Consider the following 12,723-nt stretch of genomic DNA (forward strand, 5'->3'; position numbering starts at 1 on the left):
TACACTCCAAACAACAAAAGAGTTATTAATTTTTAATTATTAATTCTTAATTAAAATCATGATTCATATTGTATTTAACGAAGCAGATATAAAAGTTATAAAAGAAGCCATCGCATTGGATGAAAGCCTGCAGGGAGAAGTAGTGCAGATAAAAGATGATTATGCAGTTGGCCCACTGAATAATATCTATGTAGGCGAAGGTATTGAAGCACGTAAACAATGGTGGCGGGAAGTACTGGCTGGTGGCGATTATGATGGCAAAGCTGACAGTGGTGACGTAGATGACTATAAAACCGTTGCCGAACTGGTTGGCACGATGAGGAGGAATGAAGAAGAAATCATCTGGATTTGGGCTGCACAAAACAAACACGATGTGAGTGGCTATTACTGGTTGCTGAAATACATGCAGGAGTTCCAGGGCCGGGTGTTTATTTTATACCTCAACAACTTGCCTTTCATCAATGAAAAGGGAAATATCTTTTACCCCAACTGGTTACACGAAATTCCGGCAAAGGAATTTTTGAAAGCGAAAAAACTTGCCCGGGAAATAACCCTGAGTGAGTTTGAAGTTGACCCGGACGAATGGACCAAACTATGCAACGAAAACAAAGGCATCCGCTTACTGGAAGGTGGTAAAAAGCTGGCCCAGGAAGACTATGATTTTTATGATGCTGAGTTAAAAAAATTGATTACACCCGACTGGCAAAAGGCCTCTAAAATTATACATCAGTATGCAAGCAAAGCTAAACATACTACCGGTGATGCTTATCTGTTGTGGCGTTTGAAAGTGCTGATCGGGCAGGATATATTTGATGTACAAGGCAAGGTGGGCAACATGAAAGAGTTTGAAATAAAAACAAAAGGATAACCGATGAACATCAAAGCCATTCACCATATAGCCATTTTAACCGACGATTATGAGCGCAGCAAGACGTTCTATACCGAGGTGCTGGGTTTTAAAATATTGGCCGAAACATACCGGAAAGAAAGGAAATCATACAAGCTGGATTTAACCATCAACGGGCAATACCAAATTGAATTATTTTCTTTTCCGGACTTTAAGGAACGGGCTTCTTTTCCGGAACAAAAAGGCTTGCGGCACCTGGCGTTCGCCGTGGAAAATATTGAGGCATCTGTGGATGAACTGGTAAGCAGAGGAGTAGATGTACAAGGTATAAGAGTGGATGAATTAACCAATAAAAAGTTTTGTTTTTTTTACGATCCCAACGGGCAGCCGCTGGAATTGTATGAAGTATAAGGGGAAATAACAATGGCAACAAGTAAAAATAAAGAAGACTACATACACACAGACAGTGGTATTGGCGGGCAGTACAAAACATGGTTTTTAAACTACGCCAGTTATGTAATATTGGAAAGAGCGGTACCCGCCATTGAAGATGGCTTAAAACCGGTACAGCGCCGCATCCTGCACGCCATGAAGGAAATGGATGACGGTCGTTTCAATAAGGTGGCCAATATCATCGGGCAGTCGATGCAATACCATCCGCATGGAGACATGAGTATTGGTGATGCACTGGTAAACCTGGGTCAAAAAGACCTGCTGATTGAAACCCAGGGAAACTGGGGCGATGTACGTACCGGCGATGATGCGGCGGCGCCAAGGTACATTGAGGCAAGGCTCAGCAAATTTGCGCTGGAAGTAGCGTTCAATAATAAAACCACCGACTGGGCGCTGAGTTATGATGGCAGAAAAAATGAGCCGGTAACCTTGCCGATGAAATTTCCCCTGCTGCTGGCACAGGGTGCCGAAGGTATCGCGGTGGGGCTGGCAACTAAAATTTTACCTCACAATTTTTGTGAACTCATAGATGCTTCCATCAAATATTTAAAAGGCAAAAAGTTTGAGCTGTTACCGGACTTTTTAACCGGCGGCACCATGGATGCCAGCAACTATAACGATGGTAAACGCGGCGGTAAAATCAGGGTAAGGGCCATCATTGAAGAGCTGGATAAAAAAACACTGGTGATCAGGAGTGTGCCTTATGGCGTTACTACTACCCAGCTGATGGAGAGTATTGTAAAAGCCACAGACCAGGGAAAAATAAAAATCAAAAAAGTAAATGATCATACGGCTGCTGAAGTTGAAATCATCATTGAACTGGCACCGGGGATTTCGCCTGATATTACCATTGATGCCTTGTATGCGTTTACAGATTGTGAAGTCAGTATTTCACCCAATGCCTGTGTAATCGTAAAAGACCGTCCGCAGTTTTTAGGCGTGCCGGAATTATTACGGGTGTCGGCCGATAACACAAAAGACCTGCTGAAAAGAGAGCTTGAAATCAAGCTCAACGAACTGCAGGAAAAATGGCATTACACTTCGCTTGAAAAAATATTTTTTGAGGAAAAAATATACAAAGAGTTAGAGAAGAAACACGAGACCTGGGAAAAGGTGCTTACGGCAATTGACAAAGCCTTTGAACCATTCAAAAAATTGCTGCGCCGGCCAATTACACGGGAAGATATCGTTAAACTAACGGAGAAGCCTGTACGCCGCATTTACAAACTGGATATTGATGAACTGAATGAGCAGATAAAAGGATTGGAAGGCGATATCAAACAGGTTAAATACGACCTGGAACACCTGACGGAATTTGCCGTAGCCTACTATGAAAACCTGTTAAAAAAATATGGTAAAGGCCGCGAGCGTAAAACAGAGATCAAGCAGTTTGATACCATACAGGCCAAGAGCGTAGCCATTGCCAATATTAAGCTTTACGTAAATTATGCGGATGGTTTTATAGGCACAGGACTTAAAAAAGATGAATTTGTTGCGGAGGTTTCCGACCTGGATGACATCATTGCTTTTACAAAAAGCGGTATCATGAAAGTAGTGAGGGTATCCGATAAAATATTTATTGGTAAAGACATTATCCATGTTGCAGTCTTCCAAAAAAATGATGAACGTACCACTTATAACCTGGTGTATGTGGACGGAAAAACGGGTGTTACTTACGCCAAGCGTTTTAATGTAACAGGGATCACAAGAGATAAGGAATACGATCTTACCAAAGGGGCAGAAAAAAGCCGGGTGCATTATTTTTCAGCGAATCCAAACGGCGAGGCGGAAGTGGTAAAGATTGTGTTAAGTCCCAATTGCACTGCCAAGAAAAAAGAACTGGAATTTTATTTTGAAGAACTTGAAATAAAAGGCCGTAGCAGCATCGGCAACCAGGTAACAAAATATCCTATAAAGTCAGTTAAGTTTAAGGAAGCCGGCAAGTCAACGCTGGATGCTAAAAAGCTTTGGTTTGATAATAAGTTCGGTCGTTTGAATACTGAAGAAAAAGGGGAGTACCTTGGCAAGTTTGATGCAGAAGACAGAATTCTCGTTATTTACAACGATGGCAATTACGAGATCACAGACCAGGAGTTAACGCAACGTTTTGACCCCGAAAAGATATTACTTATAGAGAAGTTTAAAGCGGACAAAATTGTTACGGCTGTGTACCTGGACAATGAAAAATTGCAGTATAATATCAAGCGTTTTAAAATTGAAACGACCACATTAAAAAGTAAGTTCTTCTTCATCAAGGAAGGCAAAGACAACCGCCTGGAAATGGTAACGACAGACGATGAACCGTTGCTGATTGTAAGAACCGGCCGTGGGCAACTGGTACGCAGCGCCAAATTCAAAGTAAAGAATATGGTGGAAGTAATGGGCTGGAAAGCGGTCGGAGCCAAGCTTACAGAATATTCTAAAAGCGTGGAAATGGAGTGGGAGAAAAAGATCGATGATGAAAATGCGCAGCCGGAGCTGTTTTAATTTTTGTCCGGGCTGAAGATACTTTGTGGTACATTGTTGCGTCGCCCTCTTGTACTTTTGCAGCTTTGGGCAAAACTTTCAAATCCGGAGCTGCAAATTTAAATCCCTGGCATATGTAAAACCAGCAGCATTTATATAACAAAAATTAGAAGAAAATAGCTAAGCTGCCTGTGTTGATTTGCGGTAGTTCGAAGGAAATGTGCTGATAAAAGCAGCGAATTATTATTGCAGCAAGGGGCGGCAATAAAATATAACCTTAAACAGCCATATACCTACCCGTCTGATTATTTGAAGCATTCGGGGAAAAAATACCTTGTATGCTGTTTAAACCGGCTCAGTGGCTGAATGGCTACCTGGTCAAACCCATGACTGGATTTACCGTCTCCATATTTACATATGACATATTTTACTTTCGGAACAAAAATATTTAACTCCTTTACACGTTATAATCCTTTACTGGTACAAAACGATTCAATCCACCTGTATTTCTGGCAAAGTAATTGCCTGCACTATTGAAAACAAAACCTCTGATATGAATAACCACGCAACACAATGCAAAAAAGCCGCAATGGCTGCAATTTTTTCGTTTTTATTATTTGGGGCAATTAATGTAGCAGCACAAAAAAGTGTCTACGACGTAATTCCCGGATCCGGACCAAAGAAATCTAAACCCACCAACAACACAGCAAGTCTTCCCAATATTATACGGGGCGAAGACCGAAGGAATGACGAAAGAAGAGACGACGACAGGGTATACACAAGAAGAAGCCGGCGAACAAATTTACCACCCGGCCAGGCGAAGAAAATTTATGGCGGTTCTGCAACCGACTATGCTCCGGGACAAGTTAAGAAAAGAGAACATGACCATGGTAACAGGGGTGGCAAAAAAGGACCTCATGGCAAGCACTAAACGTTATTTTAAGAAATGATTAGTGCCCCTATCAATTAATACTTTTATCCATTTAGGAACAAAAAATCCCGTGAAACCATTCACGGGATTTTTTGTTAAATTATTTTATTACCTAGTTAAAAAAATAGCCTAAACGGAGATTGATTAAACCTACCGTTCCATCTTTACTGTATCCATCATAAGATGCACCCAATTCAAGCTTTGTGTCAATTTTATATCCGATGCCAAACGAGTAAGCCGTGGTTGTAACGCTTGATCCACTGTTGGAGATGAAGCCGGCGCCTATCTTGCCAGCGACAAAAAAGTTGTCAGAAGGATAAAAACGAAGCCCGGCTCTGATAGGGATTAAATTAGTAGTTGTTGCGCCATTTTTGCCAAACAAGGCAGTGTATCCAACGTCGCCTGTGATGGCGGCTTGCGGTGAAAGGCTGTAATGAGCCAGCAGATCTAAACCAAGTCCCAATGAGGTTCCACCCAGGTTGTGTGCTGGAATACCTACGTTGATTCCACCCTGGAATTTAAGATCAGATTTTTGTGCTTTAGTTGTGGTGATTGTGATCATGCAGACTGCTGCGAAGAAAAGTTTTTTCATGTTTGTTTTCAAGTTGGTTTAAGAAATTAGATTTTAATCTGAAAAGCAATATTAAGCAAAAAACAATAATCCCGGTTATATTACCATTTCTTTTCGACCACTGGATTGTACTATCAATAAGTGTATTGATTGTATGCTGTTGTATATGGGATATGCAGGTCTAAAATTGTACGGCTATAAGCCTTCCTTTCTGATGTTTGAAACTCTATTTACTATTGCCATCTCTTTCATTCCATAACCATAACGCCGATAGTATTAAAGGTGACAGTGCCGGTAGATAATTTAAAAAAAGGAAGCATATTGTTAAAGTCGGGTAATCGTGATTTTTACATAAAAGCTTATCTTCAATTTTTAGCAAGTCTCCGCCATTAATAAAATCGATTGCACATTTTCAGGAGGTTTATATCCTTCACCCTTCGATAAACACTGGCTAAATAAATGCTTCAACTTATAGTTTGGGTGCTGTTGATGCGGTTAACAGAAGCAATATTACACTGAGTTTTGCGATGCCTTTCAAGTCTTTGATCTAAACCAGCCTAAATACAAAATTGTAATGAAAAAAATAATTGTCATAGGAAGCGCCAATACTGATATGGTTGTAAAATGTGCCACATTACCATTTCCCGGCGAAACAGTTTTAGGCGGCACCTTCTTTATGAACGCGGGAGGAAAAGGTGCCAACCAGGCAGTGGCAGCGGCCCGGTTGGGAGGAGAGGTTACCTTTGTTGCAAAAGTTGGTAACGATATTTTCGGCAGGCAAACTGTTGCGGACCTGCAGAAAGAAAATATTGATACAAAATTTGTCTTTACAGATGAACAGTCCCCATCAGGCGTTGCGTTGATTATTGTAAACCACGAAGGAGAGAATTGTATTGCAGTTGCACCCGGTGCCAATGCCTGCCTGCAGCCTGCAGATATTGAAAAAGTTTCGCTGCATGAGGCCGGAATTATACTGATGCAACTGGAAATACCTGTGACTACAATTTCTGCCGTTGTAAATAAAGCGAGGTTAAACAGACAAAGAATAATATTGAATCCTGCACCTGCAATGTTGTTGCCGGATGAATTAATATCAGGCCTGTTTTTAATTACACCCAATGAAACGGAGGTGGCATTTTTAACCGGCATAACAGTAACAGATACCATTTCTGCGTCAAAAGCTGCAGGTATTTTGTTGGACAAAGATGTGCAAAACGTAATCATAACACTGGGCCGTCAAGGCGCTTATTTTAAAAACAAGGAAGAGGCATTTACGATACCAGCACCAACAGTAAATGCGATTGATACTACTGCTGCAGGCGATACATTCAGCGGCGCTGTAACGGTGGCGCTCACAGAAAATATGAACTGGCAAAAAGTTGTACAATTTGCCGTAAATGCTGCGGCCGTTTCTGTAACGCGGCTGGGTGCACAGGCATCTGTGCCATATAGAAGCGAACTTGGCTTGTAATGAATTAATAAATAAAAACAATAGTATGTTTATTGTAGAAAATTACGGCTTAGCGATATTCCTCTGCGTTATTACCATGCTCTGCTGGGGTTCGTGGGCCAATACAACAAAACTCACCAGCGCCAGCTGGAGGTTCGAACTATTTTACTGGGATTATGGTTTTGGGATTTTGCTTACCACCCTGGTGCTTGCTTTTACATTAGGCAGCAGTGGCAGCCACGGAAGAGCTTTTATGGAGGATTTGAAACAGGCCCAACCGGCCAGTTTATTTGCTGCATTTGCAGGCGGAGTTATCTTTAACCTTGCCAATATTTTACTGGTAGCGGCTATCGGCATTGCTGGCATGTCGGTTGCCTTTCCTGTAGGCATCGGTATTGCGTTGGTACTGGGGGTAATTGTAAATTATATTGCCGTGCCGCAAGGTAACCCTCTATTAATCTTTAGCGGCGTAGCCCTAATATCGTTAGCCATTATTTTAAATGCACGCGCCTACCAAAAATTAAAAGCAGGTGCTGCCATAAAACTGTCAGAAAAAGGCCTTCTGCTTTCAGTAATAAGTGGTTGCCTGATGGGCCTGTTTTATAAATATGTGGCCAGTTCTATGGTAACTAATTTTACTGATCCGGAACCCGGAAAGTTAACGCCGTACACTGCATTGGTAATTTTTTCAACTGGTATTGTTATAAGCAGTTTTTTATTCAACACTTTACAAATGAAAAAGCCTTTTACCGGGGAACCCGTGTCGTTTGCCGGTTATTTTAAAGGTTTAGGTAAAGATCATTTGGTAGGTATCGCTGGCGGCGCAATCTGGAGCATTGGCATGAGCCTTAGTATCATTGCATCAGGTAAAGCCGGGCCAGCCGTATCGTATGGGTTAGGACAGGGAGCTACCGTAATTGCTGCGCTTTGGGGTATATACGTTTGGAAGGAATTTGACAAAGCGCCTGCCGGTACAAAAAAATTGTTAAACGTAATGTTACTTTTATACATCGCCGGACTAACGATGATAATATTTTCCAAATAAGCAGATGGCCAATTGCCATAGTTTTTTTAAAAATCCAGCTTGCATAACCTTATACGCAAGCAATTTAATTGCCTGTTCTTTTCCCATATTATGTCTGCTAATGTACTAGAAAAATGTAGGCTACCAGGTAAGCCGCGGAAAGGGTAGTAATCAACATACCGTATGCTTTAATTCCTAACTCTTTTTTTGAACTGCTGTAAATTTTTTCGTAGATCTTTTTCATGATAAAATGTTTTAATTATTGAGGAATGTTGTTTGCCTTTACTGAAATTTTACAACCATTTGTTTTGTCTTTTGTAGTAGTAAATTTTCATAATTATGCGTTGTTTGTATTAAAGACAGGAAAATAGTCTGCAGGTTTACAGGGCACATTTTAATGCAGCCGATTTTTTGTTTTTTTTAGCATTTGGTATTTTCGGGTGAAAAGTCATCACGCAATTAAGTTGCGTTAGTTTTACATCCTCAATAATATATATGGCCGCTATCAGTTTAAAAGAACGCTTTTCCGCACTCAGTAATCTCCCTTCATTTTTTCAACTTGTGTGGCAAACAAGCAGGTTACTTACGAGTTGCAGTATAGCGCTTCGGGTTATAAGATCCGCTATACCCCTGGCCATTTTGTACACCGGGAAATTAATTATCGACGAAGTGGTGTTGCTGACCCATAGCACCACTGCGGTACCACATACTTTTTTATGGCGGCTGGTGGCAATTGAATTTGGGCTGGCTATTTTATCAGATGCATTAACACGGGCTACCAATCTGGTTGACGGTTTACTGGGCGATCTGTTTAGTAACTTCACCAGCATCCGGATAATGAAACATGCTGCTACACTGGACCTCGACCAGTTTGAAGATTCCACATTTTACGATAAACTGGAACGGGCCCGCCAGCAAACTGCAGGGCGCACGATCCTGTTATCGCAGGTATTAGGCCAGGTACAGGACCTGATAACCATGCTCTTCCTTGCCGCAGGACTCGTTGTTTTTAATCCCTGGCTGATACTGCTGTTGATTGTTGCCGTGATACCGGCGTTTTTAGGAGAGGCTTATTTCAATGATAAAAATTATTCGCTCAACCGAAGACAAACTCCTGAGCGGCGGGAACTGGACTATATCAGGTATATCGGGGCAAGTGACGAAACAGCCAAAGAGGTAAAAATATTTAATCTCTCCAATTTTCTTACCGACCGTTTCCGGCAGTTGTCCAATCAGTTTTATAAGGATAACAAAGCACTATCAGTAAAGCGTTCATTATGGGGAACCATCTTTGCTATTTTGGGCAGCGCCGGCTATTACGGGGCTTACATTTTTATTATTGCTACTACCATTACGGGCAAACAATCTATTGGTGCATTGACTTTTCTCGCCGGTTCTTTCCGACAGCTGAGGAGTTTGCTGGAAACCATTCTTTCCCGCTTTACTGCTGTATCCCAGGGTGCTATTTACCTGAAAGATTTTTTTGATTTTTTTGAAATCCAACCTAAAATTAAATTGTCCCCTGATGCAAGGCCTTTTCCAAATCCTATACAAACAGGTTTTGTGTTTGAAGATGTAGGGTTTAAATATCATCATTCAGACCGCTGGGCAAACCGGCACCTGAGTTTTACGCTCCACGCTGGTGAAAAATTAGCCCTGGTGGGGGAGAATGGGGCAGGCAAAACAACGCTGGTTAAACTCCTGGCAAGATTATATGATCCGACGGAAGGAAGGATATTACTGGATAATCATGACCTGAAAGAATATGACCTTACCGAATTGCGAAAAGAAGTGGGCATTATCTTCCAGGATTATATCCGTTACCAGATGACGGTATCACAAAACATCGCGGTCGGCAACATTGCTGAAAAGGAAAACAACGGACTAATTGAACACGCAGCCAAACAAAGCCTGGCAGACAAAATGGTGCAAAGACTTCCTGGTAAATATGCGCAGGCACTGGGCAAACGGTTTAATCAGGGTGTAGAACTCTCCGGAGGAGAGTGGCAGAAGATTGCGCTGGCAAGGGCTTATATGAAAAAAGCGCAGTTACTGATTTTGGATGAACCAACGGCGGCCCTTGACGCAAGAGCCGAATACGAAGTGTTTGAAAGATTTACAGAACTAACCCGGGGAAAAACAGCGGTGTTGATATCCCATCGGTTTTCAACAGTACGTATGGCCGACAGAATTCTTGTGCTGGAAAAAGGTCAACTGTTGGAGTCTGGTGACCACAATAGCTTGCTAAAAAATAACGGTCGCTATGCCGAACTTTTTAACCTGCAGGCAAAGGGATATCAATAGCTCTTTATGTAATACACAAACATTAAGCATGTTTATATTTTTCAACAAGTGCGCACACCTCTTTTGCTTCCTTTACATCATGCACCCTTAAAATACCTGCTCCGTTTTCAAGAGCCAGCGTATTCAAAACAGTGGTTCCATTCAGTGCCTCAGCCGCAGTTGTATTAAGCGTTTTGTATACCGTGCTTTTCCTCGAAAGTCCTGCCAGTATTGGTTTATCCAGCATCCTGAAGACATCCAGATGTTTTAGTAAGGTAAAATTTTGTTGTATTGTTTTGGCAAAACCAAAACCAGGGTCAATAATAATATCCTTAATTCCTGCTTTGGTACATTCTTCTAATTTATGAATAAAAAAATCAAGTACTTCTTTAACAATATCATCATAGGTTGTATACTGCTGCATGGTTTGGGGAGTCCCCCGCATATGCATACATATGTACGGAACCTGCAGACCTGCTACCGTGGACAACATGGCGGCATCCATATTCCCAGCACTGATGTCATTCACAATAACGGCGCCCGCGTTCACAGCAGCAGCGGCTACCTGGCTGTAAAATGTATCGACAGATAAAATAATATCCGGGTATCTTTCAAGTAGCGCATGTATTACCGGGAGTACCCTTGCAGTTTCTTCATCTGCTGAAACGGTGCTGCTTCCGGGCCGTGTACTTTGCCCGCCAATATCCAGTATATTGGCGCCTTCACTGATCATTTCTGCTGCCACCGCTAGGATAGCTGCTAAACTTTTTTCGGGGTACTGGTCATAAAAAGAATCAGGCGTTGCATTCAGGATCCCCATCACCAGCGGTTTTTCAATGACCAATAATTTTCCTTTGCAGTTAAGTGTGTACATCAGGCAGAAACAAGTATTTTTGACAATTAACAAAAGTAGATACATTCCGCAAACAATGAACACAAACGAGCAGTACGACGAAGCGATAAAAACATGCGAGGACATTTTTTTAAAGAAAACAAAAGACTATGGCACATCATGGCGGGTTTACCGTACCATTTCAGTAGTCGATCAGATTTATATAAAGGCCAAACGCATCCGCACTATACAGGAAAAAGGGGAGCAGAAAATAGGCGATGATATTTTAAGTGAATTCAAAGGGATATTAAACTATGCTGTGATTGGTTTAATTCAGCTTGACAAACAAACTGATGAAACAGAAGATCTCCCTTTGGAAGAAGTTGCTAAATTATACGATCAGAAAATAGCTATAGCAAAAAAGTTGATGCAGGACAAAAATCATGACTATGGAGAAGCCTGGAGGGAAATGAGCCAGGAAAGTTTTGCAGACCTTATACTGACAAAGCTGTTGCGCATCAAACAAATTTTATTGAACAAAGGGGCCACCATCATGAGTGAAGGTATTGATGCCAATTATTATGACATTATGAACTATGCCGTTTTTGCCATGATATTGATTGAAGAGGGAAAACATTCAAGATAATCCGTGCGGAAAATAATCGGGTTGACTGTAAGCAATTAAAAAGGAAGTATGAAAATTAGTGTAACTATTGCAAGAATTATTGTAGGTGTTTTATTTATTTTTTCTGGCCTTGTAAAAGCCATCGACCCGTTGGGATTGACCTACAAGATGCAGGAATTTTTTGAAGTGTGGGGCAGGGAAGGCTACGCAACCATTATAATGAACTGGATGTACAATCATTCCTTTTTATTTTCTATTATAATGATTGCATTGGAAGTAGTACTTGGTGTGGCTTTGTTGGCAGGCTTTTACAAAAAGCTAACATTGCGGCTTTTATTGTGGTTAATGATCTTCTTTACTTTTTTAACCAGTTACGTGCTATTTAGTGGTAAAATTGCTACCTGTGGCTGCTTTGGCGATTGCATTCCGCTTACTCCCATCCAGACTTTTACAAAAGATATCATCCTGCTGCTGCTTATCATTTTTCTTTTATTCAAACAACAATACATCCTTCCTGTTGGCAAAGGTTTTTTACCGCTGGTACTTGTGCTGTTAAGTATTATGGGCGTATCCATGCTGCAAATGCATGTATTGCAACATTTACCTTTAACTGATTGCCTGCCTTATAAAAAGGGAAATAATTTACTGGAATTAAGGAAGATGCCCCCTAATGCAATACCCGACCAGTTTGAATATATTTTTGTGTATCAAAAAGATGGTGTTAAGAAAGAATTTACTCCTGACAAACTTCCCGATAGTACCTGGACGTATGCAGACCGCAAGCAAACCCTGATAAAAAAGGGATCCAACAATGTTCCTAAAATTAATGATTTCTCTTTAACGGATACAACTGGTGCGGATGTTACAGAAAGCGTGCTTGGTCAAGAAGGAGAGTACTATCTTTTCTTTTTAAAAGAACTGGATGAAGGCAGTTCCAAATGGTCGGGAGATTTTACTGCGCTATGGCAAAAATCAAAACAACAAAAAAGACCGCTATATATTGTAACGGCTGATAAAGATAAAGCCACTGTATTTTTTAATACCAATAACAACGGCATCCCGATTTTGACTTGTGATGCCACCGCCATAAAAACTGCAGCCCGGGCCAACCCAACTTTGTTTTTAATGAAAGGGCCGGTCGTACAAAATAAATGGAGCTGGGCCGATATTAAAGAGGCGTTAAAGTAACATGATGTTGCTTTAACAAGCCAAAGCATCAGGCAATTTTATTGTCCGCAAAA

At 41.2% G+C, this 12,723-nt stretch carries 12 protein-coding genes; 9 read left to right on the forward strand and 3 right to left on the reverse strand.

The window, feature by feature from the left end; all coding sequences use genetic code 11:
- Positions 1–58 precede the first annotated feature (58 nt).
- The 4 genes from QWZ08_RS18060 (at position 59) to QWZ08_RS18075 (ending at position 4,697) form a co-directional block, all read left to right on the forward strand.
- The gene (locus QWZ08_RS18060) at positions 59–868 is read left to right on the forward strand and encodes a DUF1835 domain-containing protein (protein WP_290338916.1); all 810 of its coding nucleotides are present in this window, start codon (positions 59–61) and stop codon (positions 866–868) included.
- 3 nt (positions 869–871) lie between these two features.
- A complete protein-coding gene (gene gloA2 / locus QWZ08_RS18065) occupies positions 872–1,258 on the forward strand; it encodes an SMU1112c/YaeR family gloxylase I-like metalloprotein (RefSeq protein WP_290338917.1) in 387 nt (128 codons plus the stop codon).
- Positions 1,259–1,270: 12 nt separating this feature from the next.
- Positions 1,271–3,787 carry a DNA gyrase/topoisomerase IV subunit A gene (locus QWZ08_RS18070; RefSeq protein ID WP_290338918.1) on the forward strand — a complete coding sequence of 839 codons (2,517 nt, stop codon included), beginning with the start codon at positions 1,271–1,273 and terminating at the stop codon, positions 3,785–3,787.
- Between the two features lie 568 nt (positions 3,788–4,355).
- A complete protein-coding gene (locus QWZ08_RS18075) occupies positions 4,356–4,697 on the forward strand; it encodes a hypothetical protein (protein ID WP_290338919.1) in 342 nt (113 codons plus the stop codon).
- A 112-nt stretch (positions 4,698–4,809) separates the two neighbouring features.
- Here the strand turns inward: QWZ08_RS18075 and QWZ08_RS18080 are convergent, their stop codons facing one another.
- Positions 4,810–5,289 (reverse strand): outer membrane beta-barrel protein, encoded by a 480-nt coding sequence (locus QWZ08_RS18080; RefSeq protein ID WP_290338920.1) that lies wholly within the window; start codon positions 5,287–5,289, stop codon positions 4,810–4,812.
- A gap of 553 nt (positions 5,290–5,842) precedes the next feature.
- Between QWZ08_RS18080 and rbsK the strand changes: the two genes are divergently transcribed.
- Both rbsK and QWZ08_RS18090 read left to right on the forward strand, forming a co-directional pair.
- Positions 5,843–6,739 (forward strand): ribokinase, encoded by an 897-nt coding sequence (gene rbsK, locus QWZ08_RS18085; protein ID WP_290338921.1) that lies wholly within the window; start codon positions 5,843–5,845, stop codon positions 6,737–6,739.
- 25 nt (positions 6,740–6,764) lie between these two features.
- Positions 6,765–7,763: a GRP family sugar transporter gene (locus tag QWZ08_RS18090; protein WP_290338922.1), complete on the forward strand. Its 999-nt coding sequence runs from the start codon at positions 6,765–6,767 to the stop codon at positions 7,761–7,763.
- 97 nt (positions 7,764–7,860) lie between these two features.
- Here the strand turns inward: QWZ08_RS18090 and QWZ08_RS18095 are convergent, their stop codons facing one another.
- The gene (locus QWZ08_RS18095) at positions 7,861–7,986 is read right to left on the reverse strand and encodes a hypothetical protein (RefSeq protein WP_290338923.1); all 126 of its coding nucleotides are present in this window, start codon (positions 7,984–7,986) and stop codon (positions 7,861–7,863) included.
- A gap of 251 nt (positions 7,987–8,237) precedes the next feature.
- On the opposite strand from QWZ08_RS18095, the gene QWZ08_RS18100 reads away from it, so the two are divergent.
- Positions 8,238–10,046 carry an ABC transporter ATP-binding protein gene (locus QWZ08_RS18100; RefSeq protein WP_290338924.1) on the forward strand — a complete coding sequence of 603 codons (1,809 nt, stop codon included), beginning with the start codon at positions 8,238–8,240 and terminating at the stop codon, positions 10,044–10,046.
- A 22-nt stretch (positions 10,047–10,068) separates the two neighbouring features.
- On the opposite strand, the gene folP is transcribed toward QWZ08_RS18100, so the two are convergent.
- Positions 10,069–10,899 (reverse strand): dihydropteroate synthase, encoded by an 831-nt coding sequence (gene folP / locus QWZ08_RS18105; protein WP_290338925.1) that lies wholly within the window; start codon positions 10,897–10,899, stop codon positions 10,069–10,071.
- A 55-nt stretch (positions 10,900–10,954) separates the two neighbouring features.
- Between folP and QWZ08_RS18110 the strand changes: the two genes are divergently transcribed.
- A complete protein-coding gene (locus QWZ08_RS18110; RefSeq protein ID WP_290338926.1) occupies positions 10,955–11,503 on the forward strand; it encodes a DUF1599 domain-containing protein in 549 nt (182 codons plus the stop codon).
- A gap of 48 nt (positions 11,504–11,551) precedes the next feature.
- Positions 11,552–12,670: a BT_3928 family protein gene (locus QWZ08_RS18115; RefSeq protein ID WP_290338927.1), complete on the forward strand. Its 1,119-nt coding sequence runs from the start codon at positions 11,552–11,554 to the stop codon at positions 12,668–12,670.
- Positions 12,671–12,723 lie beyond the last annotated feature (53 nt).

Source organism: Ferruginibacter paludis, from assembly GCF_030409685.1.
Classification (GTDB): domain Bacteria; phylum Bacteroidota; class Bacteroidia; order Chitinophagales; family Chitinophagaceae; genus Ferruginibacter; species Ferruginibacter paludis.

What these genes read in the sequence shown, in the direction of transcription:
- QWZ08_RS18060 (WP_290338916.1), top strand. Translation starts at nt 59, where the DNA reads ATGATTCATATTGTATTTAACGAAGCAGATATAAAAGTTATAAAAGAA.
- gloA2 (WP_290338917.1), top strand. Translation starts at nt 872, where the DNA reads ATGAACATCAAAGCCATTCACCATATAGCCATTTTAACCGACGATTAT.
- QWZ08_RS18070 (WP_290338918.1), top strand. Translation starts at nt 1,271, where the DNA reads ATGGCAACAAGTAAAAATAAAGAAGACTACATACACACAGACAGTGGT.
- QWZ08_RS18075 (WP_290338919.1), top strand. Translation starts at nt 4,356, where the DNA reads ATGGCTGCAATTTTTTCGTTTTTATTATTTGGGGCAATTAATGTAGCA.
- QWZ08_RS18080 (WP_290338920.1), bottom strand. Translation starts at nt 5,289, where the DNA reads ATGAAAAAACTTTTCTTCGCAGCAGTCTGCATGATCACAATCACCACA.
- rbsK (WP_290338921.1), top strand. Translation starts at nt 5,843, where the DNA reads ATGAAAAAAATAATTGTCATAGGAAGCGCCAATACTGATATGGTTGTA.
- QWZ08_RS18090 (WP_290338922.1), top strand. Translation starts at nt 6,765, where the DNA reads ATGTTTATTGTAGAAAATTACGGCTTAGCGATATTCCTCTGCGTTATT.
- QWZ08_RS18095 (WP_290338923.1), bottom strand. Translation starts at nt 7,986, where the DNA reads ATGAAAAAGATCTACGAAAAAATTTACAGCAGTTCAAAAAAAGAGTTA.
- QWZ08_RS18100 (WP_290338924.1), top strand. Translation starts at nt 8,238, where the DNA reads ATGGCCGCTATCAGTTTAAAAGAACGCTTTTCCGCACTCAGTAATCTC.
- folP (WP_290338925.1), bottom strand. Translation starts at nt 10,899, where the DNA reads ATGTACACACTTAACTGCAAAGGAAAATTATTGGTCATTGAAAAACCG.
- QWZ08_RS18110 (WP_290338926.1), top strand. Translation starts at nt 10,955, where the DNA reads ATGAACACAAACGAGCAGTACGACGAAGCGATAAAAACATGCGAGGAC.
- QWZ08_RS18115 (WP_290338927.1), top strand. Translation starts at nt 11,552, where the DNA reads ATGAAAATTAGTGTAACTATTGCAAGAATTATTGTAGGTGTTTTATTT.